This is a genomic window from Labrys wisconsinensis (genome assembly GCF_030814995.1).
In the GTDB taxonomy this organism is placed as follows: Bacteria; Pseudomonadota; Alphaproteobacteria; order Rhizobiales; family Labraceae; genus Labrys; species Labrys wisconsinensis.
Genome location: NZ_JAUSVX010000001.1, coordinates 434,259 through 453,713, shown reverse-complemented (window position 1 = coordinate 453,713; position 19,455 = coordinate 434,259). Strand labels below are relative to the sequence as shown.

14 protein-coding genes are annotated in these 19,455 nt (G+C 70.0%); 8 read left to right on the top strand and 6 right to left on the bottom strand.

The window, feature by feature from the left end; all coding sequences use genetic code 11:
- Nucleotides 1–14 precede the first annotated feature (14 nt).
- From dnaA to mutM, 6 genes are all read right to left on the bottom strand, one after another.
- Nucleotides 15–1,463 (bottom strand): chromosomal replication initiator protein DnaA, encoded by a 1,449-nt coding sequence (gene dnaA / locus QO011_RS02020; RefSeq protein WP_307266970.1) that lies wholly within the window; start codon nt 1,461–1,463, stop codon nt 15–17.
- 91 nt (nt 1,464–1,554) lie between these two features.
- Complete coding sequence (locus QO011_RS02015; protein ID WP_307266968.1) at nt 1,555–2,001, bottom strand: rhodanese-like domain-containing protein; 447 nt, start codon at nt 1,999–2,001, stop codon at nt 1,555–1,557.
- A gap of 723 nt (nt 2,002–2,724) precedes the next feature.
- A complete protein-coding gene (gene rpsT / locus QO011_RS02010; RefSeq protein WP_307266965.1) occupies nt 2,725–2,991 on the bottom strand; it encodes a 30S ribosomal protein S20 in 267 nt (88 codons plus the stop codon).
- 180 nt (nt 2,992–3,171) lie between these two features.
- Nucleotides 3,172–4,959 (bottom strand): YbaL family putative K(+) efflux transporter, encoded by a 1,788-nt coding sequence (gene ybaL, locus QO011_RS02005; RefSeq protein ID WP_307266963.1) that lies wholly within the window; start codon nt 4,957–4,959, stop codon nt 3,172–3,174.
- A gap of 187 nt (nt 4,960–5,146) precedes the next feature.
- The gene (locus tag QO011_RS02000) at nt 5,147–5,920 is read right to left on the bottom strand and encodes an enoyl-CoA hydratase (RefSeq protein WP_307266961.1); all 774 of its coding nucleotides are present in this window, start codon (nt 5,918–5,920) and stop codon (nt 5,147–5,149) included.
- Nucleotides 5,921–6,007: 87 nt separating this feature from the next.
- Nucleotides 6,008–6,874, bottom strand: a complete 867-nt coding sequence (mutM, locus tag QO011_RS01995; protein WP_307266958.1) for a bifunctional DNA-formamidopyrimidine glycosylase/DNA-(apurinic or apyrimidinic site) lyase — start codon at nt 6,872–6,874, stop codon at nt 6,008–6,010.
- An 85-nt stretch (nt 6,875–6,959) separates the two neighbouring features.
- Here mutM and ubiE point away from each other — a divergent pair, with 85 nt between their 5' ends.
- From ubiE to QO011_RS01955, 8 genes are all read left to right on the top strand, one after another.
- Nucleotides 6,960–7,715, top strand: a complete 756-nt coding sequence (ubiE, locus tag QO011_RS01990; RefSeq protein ID WP_307266956.1) for a bifunctional demethylmenaquinone methyltransferase/2-methoxy-6-polyprenyl-1,4-benzoquinol methylase UbiE — start codon at nt 6,960–6,962, stop codon at nt 7,713–7,715.
- Between the two features lie 195 nt (nt 7,716–7,910).
- A complete protein-coding gene (locus tag QO011_RS01985) occupies nt 7,911–9,677 on the top strand; it encodes a cation:proton antiporter domain-containing protein (protein WP_307266953.1) in 1,767 nt (588 codons plus the stop codon).
- 181 nt (nt 9,678–9,858) lie between these two features.
- A complete protein-coding gene (locus QO011_RS01980) occupies nt 9,859–11,604 on the top strand; it encodes a hypothetical protein (protein WP_307266951.1) in 1,746 nt (581 codons plus the stop codon).
- A 68-nt stretch (nt 11,605–11,672) separates the two neighbouring features.
- A complete protein-coding gene (locus QO011_RS01975) occupies nt 11,673–13,664 on the top strand; it encodes a hydantoinase/oxoprolinase family protein (protein WP_307266949.1) in 1,992 nt (663 codons plus the stop codon).
- 222 nt (nt 13,665–13,886) lie between these two features.
- Nucleotides 13,887–14,861: a substrate-binding domain-containing protein gene (locus tag QO011_RS01970; protein WP_307266947.1), complete on the top strand. Its 975-nt coding sequence runs from the start codon at nt 13,887–13,889 to the stop codon at nt 14,859–14,861.
- A gap of 261 nt (nt 14,862–15,122) precedes the next feature.
- On the top strand, nt 15,123–16,658 hold the full coding sequence (locus QO011_RS01965; protein WP_307266944.1) for a sugar ABC transporter ATP-binding protein: 1,536 nt from the start codon (nt 15,123–15,125) through the stop codon (nt 16,656–16,658).
- A 1-nt stretch (nt 16,659) separates the two neighbouring features.
- Nucleotides 16,660–17,679: an ABC transporter permease gene (locus QO011_RS01960; RefSeq protein WP_307266940.1), complete on the top strand. Its 1,020-nt coding sequence runs from the start codon at nt 16,660–16,662 to the stop codon at nt 17,677–17,679.
- A 213-nt stretch (nt 17,680–17,892) separates the two neighbouring features.
- Nucleotides 17,893–19,455 carry a caspase family protein gene (locus tag QO011_RS01955; RefSeq protein ID WP_307266937.1) on the top strand — a complete coding sequence of 521 codons (1,563 nt, stop codon included), beginning with the start codon at nt 17,893–17,895 and terminating at the stop codon, nt 19,453–19,455.

The window sequence follows — 19,455 nt, the reverse complement described above, 5'->3', positions numbered from 1 at the left end:
GGCCCTGCCCCGGTCTACTCCGAAAGCAGGCGCTTGAGCAATTCGACCTCCTCCGCCAGGGAGGTGTCGCGCCCGACCAGGCCCTCGATCTTGCGCACCGCGTGCAGCACCGTGGTGTGGTCGCGTCCGCCGAAGCGCCGGCCGATCTCCGGCAGGGAGCGCGGCGTCAGGGCCTTGGACAGATACATCGCCACCTGGCGCGGCTTGACCACCGTCGCGGTGCGGCGCAGCGACAGGATGTCGGCCCGGCTGACATTGTAGTGCTTGGCGACGATGCGCTGGATGTCCTCGATCTTGACGCGGCGCGGCTCGCGGTTCTTGACGAGGTCGCGGATGGCGGCCTCGGCCGTCTCCAGCGACATGCCGGCCCCGGAGAGCGAGGCATGGGCGAGCAGGCGGTTGACCGCGCCGTCGAGGTCGCGGCCGTTCGAGTTCACCTGGTGCGCGACATAGGCGACGATGGTGTCCGGCACCTCGAATCCGGGCTGATGCACGCGCGCGCTCTCGATGCGCGCCTTGAGGATCTTGACGCGCAGCTCCTCGTCGAGGGGAGCGATCTCGACCACCAGCCCGCCCGACAGGCGCGAGCGCATCCGCTCCTCCAACGCCTCCAGCTCGCTCGGCAGACGGTCGGCGGCGACGACGACCTGGCGGCCGGCGTCGATGAGGGCGTTGAGGGTATGGCAGAACTCCTGCTGCAGCGTCTTGCCGGCCAGGAACTGCAGGTCGTCGATGACCAGCAGGTCGATGGCGCGCAGCTTCTCCTTGAAGGCGATGGCGGTCTGCGCCTTCAGCGCAGCGACGAAGCTGTACATGAAGCGCTCGGCCGTGAGGTAGAGCACCCGCCGGCCGCGGCCCTCGGCGAGGTGGGCCACGGCCTGGATCAGGTGCGACTTGCCCAGGCCCACGGCGGAATGGATGAACAGCGGGTTGTAGAGCGCCGGCTCGCCCGGATCGGCCTTGGCCACCTGCTGCGCCGCGGCATGGGCGAGGGCGTTGGAGCGGCCGAGGAAGAAGGTGTCGAAGGTCATGCGCCGGTCGAGCGGCGAGGAGGTGAGCTCGTCCTCGCGCGGCGTCAGCTCGACGCTCCGCAGCACCGGCGCCGGGCGTGCCGGCTCGGCAGCGGCGACGGTCGGCCGCACGGCGGCGACCACCGGCCTCACCGCCGAGCGCACGCCGAGCGAGAGGCGCGCCACGACAGGCAGCTCGGCCGAGAGCAGCCCGAGGATCTTGTCGGCGTAATGGGCCTGGATCCAGCTACGCAAGAAGCGCGTCGGGACCGACAGGCGGGCCATGTCGTCGGTGACCTCGTCGAGATCGAGCCGGGCGAACCAGCTGGAGAACACATCCTCGCCGAATTCCGCGCGCAGGCGCCGCTTGACGCGATCCCAGGCCGCCGTCGTGTCCGGCGTCGTCAGCGCGGACTCGCCGAGGGAGGGGGAAAGACTTTCGCTCGATTTCATGGCCGCAATCACTTTATCGAGTGGTTCGAGACAAGACTCCAGACCGCGCGCGGCAACGCCGCACGTTCGGCCTTTCGTCCAGGTCATGCTGTCAGGATTGGATCCAGGGAAGCCTTGAGGCTTTCCACCCGTCCGTGCCGCCGCGGTGGCGATCACCGTCCAACGGTCCTTCGAAGCCGCCGGAGATGTTCCGGCTGCCGCGCCAGCCCGCCGCGATCATCGCTTTGGCGGCACTGAGGCTGCGCGCGCCCGAGCGGCAGAGGAAGAGGACGGGATCCTCGCGACAGACGCCGCGGCGCTCCAGCTCGCGCTCGAGGGCGGCGACGAAGTCGGGGGCGAGATCCATGGCGGGGTAGCGCTGCCATTCCTGCAGGATCGGCTCCTTGCCCAGGGGCGAGAGGTCGGCCACGCCGACGAAGGACCACTCGGCCTTCGTGCGGACATCGACGAGCTGCGCTCTCGCCTCCTGTCCCAGGATGTCATAGGCCTCGCGTGCCGTGACGTCCCCTGCATAGTCATTTTGCCACCCCGACGACATAGCTCTCCTGGTGCCCATAATGCTGAGCAAATCTTTCTACGGCATGGCGGCGCCGAAGAAAGCATCCGCTGCGCCCCGCCAAGCCTTTCGCCCTGCCGGAACTCAACAATGCCGCAGCTTCCGCAATCGAATATGATATAGGGCACGTTTGAGTGAGCTTCCAGCAACCGGCAATGGCAAGATCCTCTTGAGCGAAGATCACCGCACATCAATGGATATTTTGGAAGGGAACTGCAAATGGCCCGTTGGAGAGGACATTACAAGACCCTTCCGGGGTCATGCAACACCGATTTCTCAACGATTCGTTAAGTTGGCGCTTGCGGCTCCGATTCGTTCCGGGACGCCTCCTGCCGACAAAATCGCAACGCGTTGACGAGTCTCTGTAATCGAGAAGGCGGCAAAGCATTTTCGTGATTTCGTTTCGGAGGCGTAAAAGTTCCCCGTCGCGGCAAAACATGGCGCCCGTGGGGCGCCCGCGCCGGAGGGCTCGGCGCTTTGGCCCGTAAGTAATTGATATACAAGGTATAAATCTGATCGAAGTGGAGCATGTGACGACTCTGTGCAACAAAGCGCGAGTCAAGGTCAAAATCGAAAACTTACGATTCGGAGGTATCATGGTATCCGAGATCTGACCGCGTTTCTCCTCGGGACTATGGCTCCGACCAAAACAAAAGCCCGGCCGAGGGGCCGGGCTTCAAAAAGCGCGTTCGTGACTGCGAAAGCTCAGGCGCTGAGCTTCTTGACCCGCTGCGTCAGGCGCGAAACCTTTCGCGATGCAGTATTGGACGGCACGACACCCTTTTGCGCTGCACGCATGATCTCGGGCTCGGCCTTCTGCAGCGCCGCCTGCGCGAGCGCCTGGTCGCCGGCCGCGAGAGCCTCCTCGACGCCGCGAATGAAGGTGCGCATGCGCGAACGGCGCGACTTGTTGATCTCGGTGCGCGCCTCGATCTTGCGCGCGGCCTTCTTGGCCGATTTCGTGTTGGCCATGACACTCGCCTCGTCAGGGGCGACGACGAACCATGCAGCCCAAAGGCTGCATGCTGGTCCGAACCGGCGCCGGGAAAACAAAAAAGGCCGGTCGCGTCTCCGCGTCCGCCATCGTGGGCGGCTCATTACATCGGGCGAGCGGCGCCGTCAACAGGCCAGCGCATGCGTCGTGCCGGCCGTTCAAGACGCGGCCCCCCCGATGGGCGCGGCCCCTTCGCCCGGCGTGGCGGCGGCGACCGAGGCCAGGCGGTCGATCATGCCGCGGGCGATCTCGCGCTCGCCGACGATCACGGTCTCGGCGCCCAGCTTCACCAGGTGATCGAACTCCGCATCGGAATGGGCGCGGGCGAGGATGGTGAGCCCGGGATTGAGGCCATGGGCCCGCATCACCACCTGCCCGGCCTCGAAGGCGTTGGGAATGGCGACGATCAGCGCCTTCGCCGCCGGCAGGTTGGCGGCCTGCAGCACCTCGTCGTCCACCGCGTTGCCGTACAGCGTCTCGATGCCGGCGGCGTGCAGCCGGGCGACGGTCTTGTCGCCGTCCTCGATGACCAGGAACGGCGTGCCGCTCTGCTTCAGGGCCGCGCCGACGAGGGAACCGACCCGGCCGTAGCCGACCAGCACCGTGTGCTGCTTGAGCTCGGTGGGACGCAGGAGCGTCTCGTCCCCCGTGACCTTGGCAGCCGGCGGCGCTTCGGCGGCGGCCTGCGCATCGGCTCTGGCGGGCGCAGCCGCCGGAGCGGCGGCCCGGCGGTTGCGGTCCAGATAGGGCTTCAGCCGGTCGACGGCGACGAAGATGAAGGGGTTGAGCACGATGGAGAGGATGGCGCCTGCCAGGATCAGGTCGCGCCCTTCGGCCGGCAGCAGCGCCATGTTGACGCCCATGGTGGCGAGGATGAAGGAGAACTCGCCGATCTGGGCGAGGCTGGCCGAGATGGTCAGCGCCGTGCCGAGCGGATGGCGGAAGGCCAGCACGATCAGGAAGGCGGCGACGGACTTGCCGATGACGATGATGAACACCGTCGCCAGCACCGGGAAGGGGTTCTCGATCAGCACGGTCGGGTCGAACAGCATGCCGACCGAGACGAAGAACAGCACCGCGAAGGCGTCGCGCAGCGGCAGCGATTCCTCCGCCGCCCGGTGGCTGAGCTCGCTCTCGCTGAGGATCATGCCGGCGAAGAAGGCTCCGAGCGCCAGCGACACGCCGAACAGCTTGGCGGCCCCGAAGGCGACGCCGAGCGCGATGGCGAGCACGGCGAGTCGGAAGAGCTCGCGCGAGCCGGTATGGGCGACATAGTGCAGGATCCAGGGGATGACCCGCCGCCCGACGATCAGCATCAGCGCGACGAAGGCCGCGACCTTGGCGAGGGTCAGCAGCAGAACCCCGGTGAGGCCGAGGCCGAAGCGCGCGGCCAGCGGGTCGGCCGCGGCCGCGGTCCCGCCCCCGGCGCTGGCGAGCGCCGGCAGCACGACCAGGGCCAGCACCATGGCGAGATCCTCGACGATCAGCCAGCCGACGGCGATGCGCCCGCGCTCGGTCTCGACCAGCCGCCGCTCCTGCAGGGCGCGCAGCAGCACCACCGTGCTCGCCACCGACAGCGCCAGGCCGAAGACCAGGCCCGCCTGCAGCGTCCAGCCGAGCATCCAGCCGAGCCCGGCGCCGAGCAGGGTGGCGAAGACGATCTGCACCACCGCGCCGGGCACCGCGATGGCCTTCACCGACATCAGGTCCTTCAGCGAGAAGTGCAGGCCGACGCCGAACATCAGGAGGATGACGCCGATCTCGGCGAGCTCGGGCGCCAGGGCCTGATCCGCCACGAAGCCCGGGGTGAACGGCCCGACGAAGACACCGGCCACCAGGTACCCCACCAGCGGCGACAGCCGCAGCCGGTTGGCGATCGCGCCGAAGACGAAGGCCAGGCCGAGGCCGGCAACGAGGGTGGCGATCAGGGGTGTTTCATGCGGCATGCGGCGGTCCTTGGCTGATGGGACGCCAATGTGGGGGATCGCGACCCGGCCTGTCGAGCGCAACGCAGCAAAAAACGCAGTACGGCGCCCCGACGCCGCCGTTCGTGGCGCGTCGGCGGCGAGGGAAGGGCGGTTCTGCGGCCGCGCGGCGGCGGATCGCCGCCCGGGCGGGGTCTCCCGGCTCCGCTCAGCGATTCTGGAAGGCGGGCGGTCGCTTCTCGACGAAGGCGGCCATGCCCTCCTTCTGGTCCGCCGTGGCGAACAGGGCGTAGAAGGCCTGCCTCTCCCAGCAGATGCCCTCGGCGAGGCCGGTCTCGAAGGCGCGGTTGACCGCCGCCTTGGCGGCCACCACCGCGGGCGTCGACAGGGCGGCGATGGCCTCGGCCGTCTTCAGCGCCTCCTCGACCAGCGCGGCGGCGGGCACGACGCGGGCGACCAGGCCGGCGCGCTCGGCTTCCGCCGCGTCCATCAGCCGGCCGGTCAGCACCATCTCCATGGCCTTGGCCTTGCCGATGGCCCGCGCCAGGCGCTGCGTGCCGCCGATGCCGGGGATGACGCCGAGCCGGATCTCCGGCTGGCCGAACTTCGCGGTGTCGGCGGCGATGATCAGGTCGCACATCATGGCCAGCTCGCAGCCGCCGCCCAGGGCAAAGCCGGCCACCGCGGCGATCAGCGGCTTCTTCAGGCGGGGAATCCCGTCCCAGGCGGCGATGAAGTCGTCGAGCACCACCGCCGGGAAGGTCTTGTCGGCCATCTCCTTGATGTCGGCGCCGGCGGCGAAGGCCTTGTCCGATCCGGTGACGACCATGGCGCCGATGCCGGGGTCGGCGTCGAAGGCGGCGAGCGCCCGGGTCAGCTCGGCCGCGACCCGGCTGTCGAGGGCGTTGAGGGCCTTGGGCCGGTTCAGCGTGACCAGGCCGACGCGGCCCCGGGTCTCGGCGATGATGGTCTCGAAGGACATGGCGGGCTCCTGGCCAGGACCGGTCCTCCAGCCTCTAGCGTGCCGGCCGGCACGGCGCAATCGGCGGGCACGGCGCAATCGGCCGGCTCAGCGCTGGCAGGCTTCGCACCAGAAGGTGGAGCGGCCCGACTGCACCAGGCGAGCGATCGTGCCGCGGCAGCCCGGCGTCGGACAGGGCTCGCCCTCGCGGTCGTAGACGCGGAAGCGGTGCTGGAAATAGCCGAGCGAGCCGTCGGTATGGGCATAGTCGCGCAGGGTCGAGCCGCCGGCCTCGATCGCTTCGCTCAGCACCGCGCGGATCTCGGCGGCGATGCGCTCGGCCTGCCCGGCGTCGATCGTGCCGGCGGCGCGCTGCGGGGCGAGGCCGGCACGGTGCAGCACCTCGCAGACATAGATGTTGCCGAGGCCGGCGATCAGCCGCTGGTCGAGCAGGGCGGCCTTGAGCGGCGCCGCCTTGCCGGCGAACAGGCGGGCGATCAGCGGACCGTCGAGGGCGTTGCCGAGGGGCTCGACGCCGATGTCGCGAAAATGGCGGGAGGTCTCCAGCTCGGCGCGCGCGACGAGGTCCATGAAGCCGAAGCGGCGGGTGTCGTTGTAGGTGACGGTGAAGCCGTTGGAGAGGCGGAACACCACGTGGTCGTGGCGCGGGCCGCCGCCCGGCTCGGCCTCGAACTCGCCGGGCTCGCTGACGCGGCCGTCCGGCCCGGTGACGCGGAAGCGTCCGCTCATGCCCAGATGCATCACCAGGACCTCGCCGGAACCGAGATCGGCCTGGAGGTACTTGGCCCGGCGCCCGAGCGCGATCACGGTCTGCCCCTTCAGCCTGGCGGCGAAGCGCGGCGGGAAGGGAAAACGCAGGTCGGCGCGGTTCAGCGTGACGGCCTCGATGCGGGCGCCGGTCATGGCGGGCTCGAGGCCGCGGCGGACGGTTTCGACTTCGGGAAGCTCGGGCATGCGTCAGAGATAGCGTCGCCGCTTGCTCTGCGCTATGGCTCGCGCGCCGGATCGCGGGGGAGCTGCCCGCCGACACGAGGAGCCCATGCCGCAGACCGCCGACACCCATTTCGGCTTCTCCACCGTGCCCCTGGCGGAGAAGCAGACGCTGGTCGACGAGGTCTTCCACAAGGTGGCCGCGCGCTACGACCTGATGAACGACCTGATGTCCGGCGGGCTGCACCGGCTGTGGAAGGAGGCCTTGGTCACGCAGCTCAATCCGCCGCGCTCCCGGGCCTTCCGTCACCTCGACGTGGCCGGCGGCACGGGCGACGTCGCCTTCCGCATCATCGAGGCCGGCGGACCGCAGACCCGCGTCAGCGTGCTCGACATCAACGGTTCGATGCTGGCGGTCGGCCGGGAGCGGGCGGCGGCACGCGGCCACGCGGCGCAGCTCGACTTCATCGAGGCCAATGCCGAGGCTCTGCCGCTCACCGAGGGCAGCTTCGACGGCTACACCATCGCCTTCGGCATCCGCAACGTGCCGCGCATCGACCGGGCGCTGGCGGAGGCCTTCCGGGTGCTCGGGCGCGGCGGGCGCTTCCTCTGCCTGGAGTTCTCCAGCGTCGACCTGCCCGGGCTCGACCGGATCTACGACCTCTACTCCTTCAACGTCATCCCGCCGATGGGCCGGCTGGTGACGGGCGAGGCGGAGCCCTATCGCTATCTGGTGGAGTCGATCCGCAAGTTCCCCAAGCCCGAGGCCTTCGCCGCGATGATCCGCGAGGCCGGCTTCGCGCGGGTGACGCACCGGCCGCTGAGCGGTGGCATCGCCGCGATCCATTCGGGCTGGAAGCTCTGAGGCAGCCGGCTCTCGGCTGTCGAGGGGGCGGTAGAAACCGCGACCGCTGCATCAGCCGCGACGATCGCCGCCCGTCCCGCGGCCGTCGTTGATGTCGCGCGGGGCATCATTCGTCGCATTCGGCTTTGATCTCGCCACGCTTGCGTCCACACTGTCCCGGTTCGCATCATGGGAGGACGGGGCTTGGCGGGGGCCGTGCACAATCTGGTTGCCACGAAGGACATGCTGGTGGTGCTCGGCGCCGCGGCGATCGTCGTTCCCTTCGTGCGCCGCTTCAACGTCAGCCCGGTGCTGGGCTTCCTGGCGGCGGGCGTGGCGCTCGGGCCGAACGGGCTGGGCGCGCTCGGGCCGCTGCTGCCGGCCATCGACTGGGTGACCATCCGCGAGCGCGAGACCATCGCCGCGATCGCCGAGTACGGCGTCGTCTTCCTCCTGTTCGTCATCGGGCTGGAGCTGACGCTGGCGCGCCTCACCAGCATGCGGCGGCTGGTGTTCGGGCTCGGCGGCCTGCAGGTTCTGCTCTCGGCGCTGGCCATCGGCCTGGTGGCGAGCCGCTTCCTCGACCTGCCGGCGGCGCTCACCGTGGGCGCTGCCCTGGCGCTCTCCTCGACCGCCATCGTCATCGAGGTGCTGGCGGGCGAGAAGCGCGTGGCTTCCGCCACCGGCCGCGCCACCTTCGCGATTCTGATCTGCCAGGATCTCGCCGTGGTGCCGATCCTGTTCATCGTCGGCTCGCATCCCGAGGGCTCGGTGCTGCAGGGACTCGCCTTCGGCCTCATCAAGGCCGCCGTCACCATCGGCCTGATCGTCGTGGTCGGAAAATTCCTGCTCGCCCCGCTGTTCCGCATGGTGGCGGGGCGCGACAGCCGCGAGTTCTTCATGGCGGCGACGCTGCTGGTGGCGATCGGCACCGGCATGGTGGCGGCCTCCGCCGGCCTCTCCATGGCGCTCGGCGCCTTCATCGCCGGCCTGCTCATCGCCGAGACCGAGTATCGCCGCGCGGTGGAGGCGACGATCGAGCCGTTCAAGAGCCTGCTGCTCGGCGTGTTCTTCTTCGCCGTCGGCATGAGTCTCGACCTGGCGACGGTGCTGCAGCATCCGGGCCTGGTCGTTGCGGCGCTCACCTGCCTGCTGCTGGTGAAGGGCCTGCTCGTGTTCGTGCTGGCGCGGGTGTTCCGGCTGTCGCGGCCGGTGGCGATCGAGGCGGCCTTCCTGCTGGCCCCTGCCGGCGAGTTCGCCTTCGTGGTGTTCCAGATCGCGGCGGACGAATCCATCCTCGCCCCGGACCAGGCGGCGCTCGCCGTTGCCGTGGCCTCGCTGTCCATGGCCCTGACGCCGCTGCTCGGCATCGCCGGCCATCGCCTCGGCAAGCGCTTCGAGCGACCCGTGCCGGTCGATCCGGAGGTGCAGGCGCCGCTGCCGACCGACGGCGCGCGGCGGGCGATCGTGGTGGGCTACGGCCGCGTCGGTCACCTGGTCGCCGACATGCTCGGCCGGCACGGCGTCTCCTATCTCGCGGTCGATGCGGATGCGCGCGGCGTGGCGCATTGGCGGCGGGAGAGCAAGTCGGTCTATTGGGGCGACGCCACCGACGCGGCCTTCCTGGAGCGCTGCGGCCTGATGGAGGCTTCCGCCCTGGTGGTCACCATCGACAAGGCCAAGGAGGTCGAGGCGATCGTCGCCACGGCGCGGGCGCTCCGGCCCGAGCTCGTCATCGTCGCCCGGGCGCGCGATGCCGACCATGCCCGCTCCCTCTACGCCATGGGCGTGACCGACGCCGTGCCCGAGACGATCGAGGCCAGCCTGCAGCTCTCCGAGGCGGCCCTGGTCGGCCTCGGCGTCGCCACGGGCCCGGTCATCGCCTCGATCCATGAGCGGCGCGACGAGTTCCGCCAGGAGCTGCAGGGCGCGGCCGGGCGCCCGACCCACGCGGTCAAGCCCAAGCGCCTGCGCTCGTCCTGAGCCGCCGGGCCGTTAAATCGATCGTAAGACCGGCGATCCTATACCGCGCAAGGGTTCGGGCGCGGGCTTTTGCCGCGACCGGAGCCTCGATAGGCGGCGGCAGGGATCGGCCTCGATGCATGGGATCAGCGCAACCTCTCCCGCGCCGGCCGCGAAATCCGCTCTGCGGCCCGAATTCGTGATGCTGCCCTTGCTGTGGGTCAGCGTCGCGCTGGTGCTGTCGCCGTCCCTGCTCGGCGGCAACATCCTCGATGCCCTGTCGACCGACGATGCCATGCACCTCGTCGAAGTGCGCGATCTCCTGAACGGGCAGGGCTGGTACGATCTCGTCCAGCACCGCGGCATGCCGCCGGACGGCATCTCGATCCATTGGTCGCGGATCATCGACATTCCGCTGGCCCTGATCATCCTCGCAACGCGCCCGTTCGTCGGGCAGGCCGGCGCGGAAGCCCTGGCCATGATCGCCTGGCCGCTGACATTGCTGGGCGCGGCCATGACCCTGGTCTGCCGCATCGCCGACAAGCTTGCCGGGCCGCGCGCCGTGGTCCCGGCGCTGGCCCTGAGCGCGCTCGGCGTCGCGACCCTCGGCCATTTCCGGGCCGGCTGCATCGACCACCACGGTGCGCAGACCGTGCTGATGCTCGGCCTCGCCCTGTGCGCCGGCCAGCTCGACCGGCACTGGCGCTATCCCGCTCTGGCCGGCGCGATGGCCGCGTTCTCGATGGCCATCGGCGTCGAGATGATCCCGATCATCGTCGCCGTCGGCCTTGCGGTGACGCTGTTCGCGATCTGGCGCGGCGCGGCGGCGGCACGAGGCGCGCGCATCCTCGGACTGTCCCTGGCAGGCACCGCCTTCGTGCTGTTCCCGCTCTTCGTCGACGTCGCGACGCTGCTGCGCCCGGTCTGCGACAGCTTCGGCGGGCCGGTGCTGCTGCTGGCCGGCGGGGGCGGGCTGGGCCTTGCCATGATCGCGACGGTCGCGGCGCGGCCGGCCTCGACGCGGGCCCTGCGGCTGACGGTCGCCGCGGGCATCGGCGCCCTCGTGGCCGGCGCCTTCGCGCTGGCGTTCCCGGAGTGCCTGCGCGCGCCCTATGGTGCGGTCGATCCGCGCATCCAGACGCTCTGGCTCGACACCGTCGTCGAAACCCTGTCCTTCCCCCGCATGGTCCGGAACTTTCCCGAGGAGTGCCTGGCGGTCTTCGGCTATCCGCTGATCGCGATGGTCGCCGCGGCGATCGCCTGGGCCCGCAGCGGCAAGGAGAGGAGCCTGGCCTGGGGCATCATGCTGGCGGCGACGGCCGCCCATTTCTGCGTCAGCCTGTGGGAGATCCGCGGCGCGACCGCGGCGGCGCTGAGCAGCGCGCCGCTGCTCGGCGCGGCGCTGGCGGTGCTCATGCCCACCGTCGAGGCGGCCTATGCGCGCCGCGCCCTGGTCGTGGCGGTCCTGCTGTCGCCCCTGTCGCTCCTCTCCCTGGGGGAGGCGGCGAAGGCGGCGGTCGACCGGATCCGCGCCAAGCCCGCGACCCAGGCCGCCGCCGATGCCAGGCGCTGCACCGGCGTTCGGGACGTGCAGCCGCTCGCCGCCCTGCCGACGGGGCGCGTGCTCTCCTTCATCGATCTCGGGCCGGCGATCCTGGCCGAGACGCCGCATTCGATCATTGCCGCGCCCTATCACCGCAACGTCGCCGGCAACGGCGCCATGCTCGACGTCATGCTGGGCTCGGACGCGGTCGCCCGGCGGGTGCTGACGGAGCGGGCGATCGACTATGTCGTGATCTGCCCGTCCGCCGCCGAGCAGGCGAACTATGCCAGGGAGGCGCCGCAGGGGCTCGCCGCGCGCCTGGTGAAGGGCGAGACCCCGGATTTCCTGGTCCGCCTGCCGCTCGAGGGCGGCAACGGGCTGATGGCCTGGCGCGTGGTGCGGTAGGCGCAGGATCTCCCATGGCCCTCAACGGCCTCTAGCCGGCGGACGTGGCGTCTGCTACCGCAACCGCCATGCCCCTCCTGCTCGGTATCGACACCGGCGGCACCTTTACCGATGCCGTCCTCTATGATGAAGCGCGCGGCGTCGTCGCCAAGGCGAAGGCCCTCACCACCCATCACGACCTGGCGCTCGGCGTCGGCGGGGCGGTGGAGGCCGTGCTCGGGCGCTCCGGCGTGGATCCGGCCCATATCGCCCTCGTCTCCCTGTCGACGACGCTGGCCACCAACGCCATGGTCGAAGGCCAGGGCGGGCGCGTCGGCCTGGTGTTCATCGGCTTCGACGCCGCCGACGCCGAGCGTCCGGCCCTCAAGGCGGCGCTGGGCGGAGATCCCGTGCTGCTGATTGCGGGCGGCCATGACAGCTTCGGCGCCGAGCGCATGCCGCTCGATGTCGCCACGCTGGCCGCGGAGGCCGTGCGCCTCGCGCCTTCGCTCAGCGGCTTCGCCGTCACCGGCCGCTTCGCGGTGCTCAATCCCGAGCACGAGATCGCGGCGCGCGAGCTGCTGCGGCGCGAGACCGGCCTGCCGGTCTCCTGCGGGCACGAGCTCTCGGCCAGGCTCGACGGGCCGAAGCGGGCCCTGACCTCGTTGCTCAATGCCCGGCTGATCCACCTCCTCGAAGCGCTGATCGCGGCCACGGAGGAGCGGCTCGGCGCTCTCGGCATCGGCGCGCCGCTGATGGTGGTGCGCGGCGACGGGGCGCTGGTCACGGCCAGCCTCGCCCGGACGCGGCCGATCGAGACGATCTTTTCCGGCCCGGCGGCCAGCGCGGTCGGCGGGGCCTTCCTGGCGGGCACGCGCGATGCCATCGTCTCGGACATCGGCGGCACCACCACCGACGTGGTGGTGCTGCGCGACGGCCGCCCGCGCGTCGACCCCGCCGGGGCGCTGATCGGCGGCTTCCGCACCATGGTGGAGGCGATCGCCATCCGCACCTGCGGGCTCGGCGGCGACAGCGAGGTGTGGCTCGACCAGAGCGGCCTGGAGACGGCGCTGCGGCTCGGGCCGCGCCGGGTCATGCCGCTGTCGCTGCTGGCCGAGGAATACGGCGACCTCGTGCATGCGACGCTCGACCGCCAGCGCCGCGCCGAGGCTCCGGCGGAGCTCGACGGGCGCTTCGTCCTGCCGCTCGGATCGCCGCCCGCGGGCCTGTCCGAGCCGGAGACGGCGCTGCTCGCGCGCCTCGGCGGCCGGGCGCAGGCGGCGGACCGGCTGGTGACGAGCCGGCGCGAGACCAATGCGCTGCGCCGCCTCGTCGACCGGCGTCTCGTCATCGCCGCCGGGCTGACACCGTCCGACGCCGCCCATGTGCTCGGCCTGCACTCCGCCTGGGATGCGGCGGCGGCGCTGAAGGGCGCCGAGCTGTTCGCCCGCCGACGCGGGGCGACCGGCCGGGCCTTCGCCGAGACCGGCCGCGAGCTGGCGCAGCGCGTGGTCGACACGCTGGTGCGCTGCTCGGCCGAGTTCGTGCTCGACTGCGCCCTGGCCGAGGACGGCTTCGAGGATGCGGGCCTGTCGCGCCATCCTCTGGCCGTCGCGGCCATGGCGGATCCTACCGGCCTGGTGCGCCTCTCCCTGTCGCTGTCGGCGCCGCTGGTCGGGCTGGGCGCCTCGGCCGCCACCTATTATCCCGACATCGCCCGGCTGGTGCGCGCGCCTTCGCTGGTGCCCGAGCACGCGGAGGTGGCGAATGCCGTCGGCGCCGTGGTCGGCGGCGTGCACGCGAGCGCCGAGGTCAAGGTGCTGCAGCCGGTGGAGGGCGTGTTCCGCGTGCTCGGCGCCGGCCTCGCCCGCGATTTCGGCGACCTTGCCGAGGCCCTGGCGCTGGCTCGCGAGGCGGCGCGCGGCGAGGCGGCGGCTGCGGCGATCCGGGCGGGCGCCGGCGCCGTCGAGGTCAGCGCCGCCGTCGAGGTGAGGAAGGCGCAGACCGAGGGGCGGGAGATCTTCGTCGAGGCGACGGTCTCCGCGCGCGCCTCCGGGCGGCCTCGGATCGGGGCGGGCTAGTGTTGTGCTTCCGACGCTTGGTCCCCGACCATTGTGTTGGAAGCCCAACACAAAGCATTGAACCAACTAGGGTTCCGGGCTGACGGTTCGGAACGAGCCGTTAGAGTCGGAACACTGGAGGGGCAGGCTCGCGCCGCAGAAATAATTTGACCGGCCAAACGTTTGCTCCTCATTCTGCTCGCAGCGTCCCGCCAGAGGGCGCGAACCGAGGGATAAAACGCCATGAACCGTCGCGATCTCAATCGCCGTGACTTTCTGCTGGGAACGAGCCTGGCCGCCGTCGGGCTCGCCTTGGGGACACGCCCGTCCTTCGCCGCCGGCAAGGACCTGACCATCGCCACGTCGCTGCCGAGCCTGTCCTTCCCCTTCTTCGTCCATATGCAAAAGCAGCTCGCGGCCGAAGCCGCGGCACAGGGCGGCGTCAAGCTGATCGAGACCGACGGCCAGAACCAGGCGACGAAGCAGACCGGCGACGTCGAAGCTGCCGTGACCCAGAAGGTCGACGCCATCGTCATCTCGCCGCTCGACGTCGATGCCATGGCTCCCGCCTTGCAGGCGGCTGTCGAGGCCGGCGTGCCGGTCGTCACCATCGACCGCCGCGTCAAGAACGTGACGGGCATCCTGGCCCATGTCGGCGCCGACAATGTCGCCGGCGGCGAGGCGCAGGGCAACGCCATCATCGCCGCCTTCCCGAACGGCGCCAGGATCTTCCATCTGCAGGGCCAGCCCGGCGCCGGCCCGGCGATCGACCGGAACAAGGGCCTCCACAGCGTTCTGGACAAGGTCAAGGACAAATACCAGATCGTGTTCGAGCAGACGGCGAATTTCGCCCGTGCCGAAGCGCTGAGCGTGACCGAGGCGGGCCTTGCCGGCGCGGCGAACCCGCCTGACGTGATCGTCTGCGCCAATGACGACATGGCGCTGGGCGCGATGGAGGCGGTGAAGGCGCGCAACCTCACCGGCATCAAGATCTATGGCTTCGACGCCCTCCCCGAGGCGCTGAAGATGGTGAAGGAAGGCGCCATGGCCGGCACCGTCGAGCAGTTCCCCGGCGAGCAGAGCCGCATCGCCATGCGCATCGCCGTCGCCTTTGCCCGCGACGGCAAGAAGCCCGAGAAGGACTTGACGCTGCTGACGCCGATCGTCCTGACCAAGGACAATCTCGACAAGGCCGAGCGCCTCGGCGAGATGCAGTGACGGGGTCACTGCGAGATGCGGTGACGGGGTGACGGGAGGGCGCGCGGAGACGCGCCGCCCCCCGGCTCGTCGCGACAGTGCAGGATTTCCCGCGCTCTCGCGCGAGCGCGTCGATGGGTCCTGCGGCAGGATGAGACGGACGGACTGCGTCCGCCCGTCTCGGCGATAGCCTGGGCGCCATGCGGCGAGGTTCGGCTTTCGTCAGAGGCAGCAGGTTCTCCGGCACCTGCTCAGGCCCGGCGCCCGGCATGAGGGACCGCGATGTCATCTCCCCTTCTCTCCCTTTCCGGCTTGTCGAAGCGCTTCCTGGGTGTCCAGGCGCTGGACGATGTCGGCATCTCGGTCCAGCCCGGCGAGGTGCATGGGCTGCTCGGTGAAAACGGAGCCGGCAAATCGACGCTGCTGAAGATCATATCCGGGGCGCAGCCGCCCGACGCCGGAACGATGCTGTGGGACGGCGCTGATATGACGGCGCCCAATCCGCTGGCGGCCCAGGCGCTCGGCATCGTCACGATCTATCAGGAATTCAACCTCGTCCCGACGCTGACGGTGGCCGAGAATATCTTCATCGGCCGCGAGCCGACGCGGATGGGCCTGTTCGTCGATTGGCCGAAGATGCGGTCGATGGCGCGCGAGCAGCTCGATCGCATCGGCCTTGCCATCGACCCGGGGATCCCGGTCTCGGCCCTGTCGGTGGCCGAGCAGCAGATGGTGGAGATCGCCCGCGCGCTGTCGATGAAGGCGCGGCTGGTGGTGATGGACGAGCCGACCTCGGCGCTCACCGAGACCGAGGTCGAGCGGCTGATCGCGATCATGCGCCAATTGCGTGACGAGGGAGTCAGCATCCTGTTCGTCACCCACCGCCTGGAAGAGGCCATGCAGATCTGCGACCGCTTCACGGTGCTGCGCGACGGCAAGCTCGCCGGGGTGCGCGAGCGGCGCGGGCTCACCATCCCGCAGATCATCGAGCTGATGGTCGGCAGGTCCGCATCGGATCTCTATCGCCGCCCCGAGCGCCGGCACGAGGCCGGCGCGGTCCGCCTGTCGACGCGCGACCTGTCGACGGCCAGATCCGGCCGCCGCAGCCATGGCACGGTGTTGCGCGGCATCAATCTCGACGTGCGGGCCGGTGAGATTCTGGGGATCGCCGGCCTGGTAGGGGCGGGGCGCACCGAATTCGCCCGGGCCGTGTTCGGCGCCGATCCGCTGGCCGCGGGCGAAATCCGCATCGACGGCCGGCCGGCTTCCATCCGCTCGCCGCGCGACGCGATCCGCCATGGCATCGGCCTCGTCCCCGAGGACCGCAAGCAGCAGGCGCTGTTCCTCGATCTCGCCATTCGCCAGAATTTTTCGATCGCCGGACTGGAGCGCTTTTCCACTCTCGGCGTTTTCGTCGACGAGGCCGCCGAAGGGCGGGCGCTCGACGGCTTTCGCCGGTCGATGCACGTGCGCATGCGCGATCCCGGCCAGCGGGTCGGGGCCTTGTCGGGCGGCAACCAGCAGAAGATCGTGCTGGCGCGCTGGCTGCAGCTGGAGCCGAAGATCTTGATCGTCGACGAGCCGACGCGCGGCGTCGACATCGGCGCCAAGGCCGAGGTGCACGAATTGCTCGACCAGCTCGCCGCGCGCGGTGTCGCGGTCATCGCGATCTCGTCCGATCTGCCCGAGGTGATGGCGATCTCAGACCGGATCGTCACCATGCGAGCCGGACGGATCACCGGCGAAGTGTCGGCCAATGACGCCACCCAAGAGCGGCTGATGACCTTGATGACCCTCGAACAGCGCGACGCGGCCTGACATGACCGACAATGCACCCGGCAAGCCCACCTCCGATCGCCGCGCCCTGAGCCGCCTCGTCGCCGGCCTGGCGCCGCTGATCTTCCTCTTGGCGATGATGGCGGTCTTTGCGGTGCTCGAGCCGCGCTTCCTCAACTCGACCAATCTCTTCAACGTGATGCGGCAGATCTCGATCACCGGCCTCATCGCGCTCGGCATGACCTTCGTCATCCTGACGGCGGGCATCGACCTGTCGGTCGGCTCGCTCCTGGCGCTTGCGGGGATGATCGCCGCCGCCGTCGCCAAGGGCTCGACCGGCAACACCCTTTCGCTGGACGACAGCGCTGCCGCGGGCCATGGGGCGATGACGGCGATGCTGGTGGCGATCGGCATCGGCCTCACCGGCGGCCTGCTCCAGGGGCTCGGCATCACCAAGCTGAAGGTGCCGCCCTTCGTGGTGACGCTCGGCGGCCTCTCGATCTTTCGCGGCATGACGCTGTGGTTTTCCGGGGGCGGCCCGATCTCGGGCTTCGAGGCGGACTACCGCTGGTGGGGGCAGGGCTATGTCGGCCCGATCCCGGTGCCGGTGATCATCTTCCTCGCCTGTGCCGCGATCTGCCACATCGTGCTGCGCCACACCCGCTACGGCCGGCACATCTATGCCGTCGGCGGCAACCCCGAGGCGGCGCGCCTGTCGGGCCTGCCGGTCGATCGCCTCATCCTGTCGGTCTATGTCATCGTCGGGTTCTTTGCGGGCCTGGCCGGCTTCGTCCTGTCGGCGCGGCTGAATTCGGCCGAGGCGGTGGCGGGCATCGGCTATGAGCTCACCGTCATCGCCTCGGTCGTGATCGGCGGCACCAGCCTCTTCGGCGGCGCCGGGTCGGTGGTGGGCACCGTGGTGGGCGCCATCCTGATCGGCGTGCTCGTCAACGGGCTCGTCCTGAACAATGTGTCGAGCTATGTGCAGCAGATCGTGATCGGCCTGATCATCATCCTGGCCGTCGGATTCGATCGCTGGATCAAGACGCGGAACCCGGCATAGGAAGGTCCCGATGCTGGATAACGCAGCGTCATGTGCGAAAGCGCACAGATCTCTCATGTGTTGTGTGGCAACGGGCTCTGGGGCTTGATTGCGCTGCAGGCGGTTGCCTCAACGTCGTTGGTGCGGCAACGCGTCGGCATGTCGTTGAGTCATGTGGCAGTCGGATGCCGTGAGAATCACAGCTCGTTCCGGACTTGCGACACAGGAGCCGTCATGACGCCACTCTTCCGCACCCTCGGTCTGGCGATCCTCACCCTGATCGGCCTGCAAGGCGCGGCGCTCGCCGACAAGCGCGTCGCGCTGGTCATCGGCAACGGCGCCTATGTCAACGCCCCGGCGCTGCCCAACCCGCCGCGCGATGCCCATGCCATGGCCGACAAGCTCAAGGCGCTGGGCTTCCAGGTGGTCGAGGGCTATGACCTCGACAAGCAGGGCATGAGCGCGCTGGTGCAGCGTTTCGCCCGTGCCGTCAGCGGCGCCGATGTCGGTCTGTTCTACTATGCCGGCCATGGCATGCAGGTGAACAGCGAGAACTATATCGTTCCCGTCGACGCCAAGCTGGAGGACGCCCTCTCGGTCGATTTCGAGATCACCAAGGTCGGCTTCGTCATCGACCAGATGTCGCGCGACGTGAAGCTGAAGATCGCGCTGCTCGATGCCTGCCGCGACAATCCGCTGTCGCGCAGCCTGGCGGCGCGGTCGCGGTCGATCGCCGTGGTCAGCGGCATGGCCGACATGAAGGTCGTCAACCAGGCGGCCAGCGAAGGATCGCTGATCGCCTTTGCCACCGACCCCGGCAACGTGGCCCTCGACGGCAACGGCGACCACTCGCCGTTCACGCAGGCGCTCCTGGAGAATATCGGCGGCAATGCCAGCCTCTCCAGCGTGATGAACCGGGTGACCAGCGCGGTGCTGAAGCTGACCGACAACCGCCAGCGCCCCTGGGTGCAGGCTTCGCTGACCGGCGACGTCTTCCTCAATCCGGCCGCCCAGACGGTCGCGACCGACGCGGCGCCGGCCCCGAGCGTGCCTGCGGCGCTCGCCCCGGTCCCGGCGGCGCAGCCGGACGATGCGGTGGCGCTCGGCCGGGAGAACGCCCTGTGGGCGGCGGTGAAGCAGTCGAACACGGTCGAGGACTACCAGTCCTATATTGATACCTATCCGAGCGGCCTCTATGTCGCGCTGGCGCGCAACGCCATCCAGCGCAGCAAGCAGGCCATGCTGGCGCCGCCCGCCGGCGGCATCGTGCCGACGCAAGGCCCGGTCCCGGCGCCGCCCGAGGTGGCGCAGGCCGCCAGCTCCGCCGAGACCGAGGCGGGACTCGACCTCGACCAGGCGGCACAGAAGGCCATCCAGCAGCGGCTGAAGCTGGCGGGCTTCGATCCTTCCGCTGCCAACGGCAATTTCGGGGCAAAGACCCGCATCGCCATCGGCAAGTGGCAGACCGCCCGAGGCATTCCCGGCACCGGCTATTTCAACAAGCCGCAATACGACTTCCTGCTGGCCGAGACCAACGTCGCCTATGCGGCGCTGCAAAAGACCATGGCGGCCGTGCCGCCGGCGCCGAAGAAGCCGAAGGTGAAGGTCGTGCGCCAGCAGCCGATCCAGCCGGACGGCCCGCCGCGCGTCGTCCGGCGCCGGCCGCCGCCGCAGGACGAGCAGGTGGTCGACCGCCAGCGCCCGCCGCCGAGCGACACTTCCGGGCGCGACGCCTTCATGGGCGCGGTCGGCGGCGCCCTGATCGGCGGCGCCCTGTCCGGCGCGTTCAACCACTGA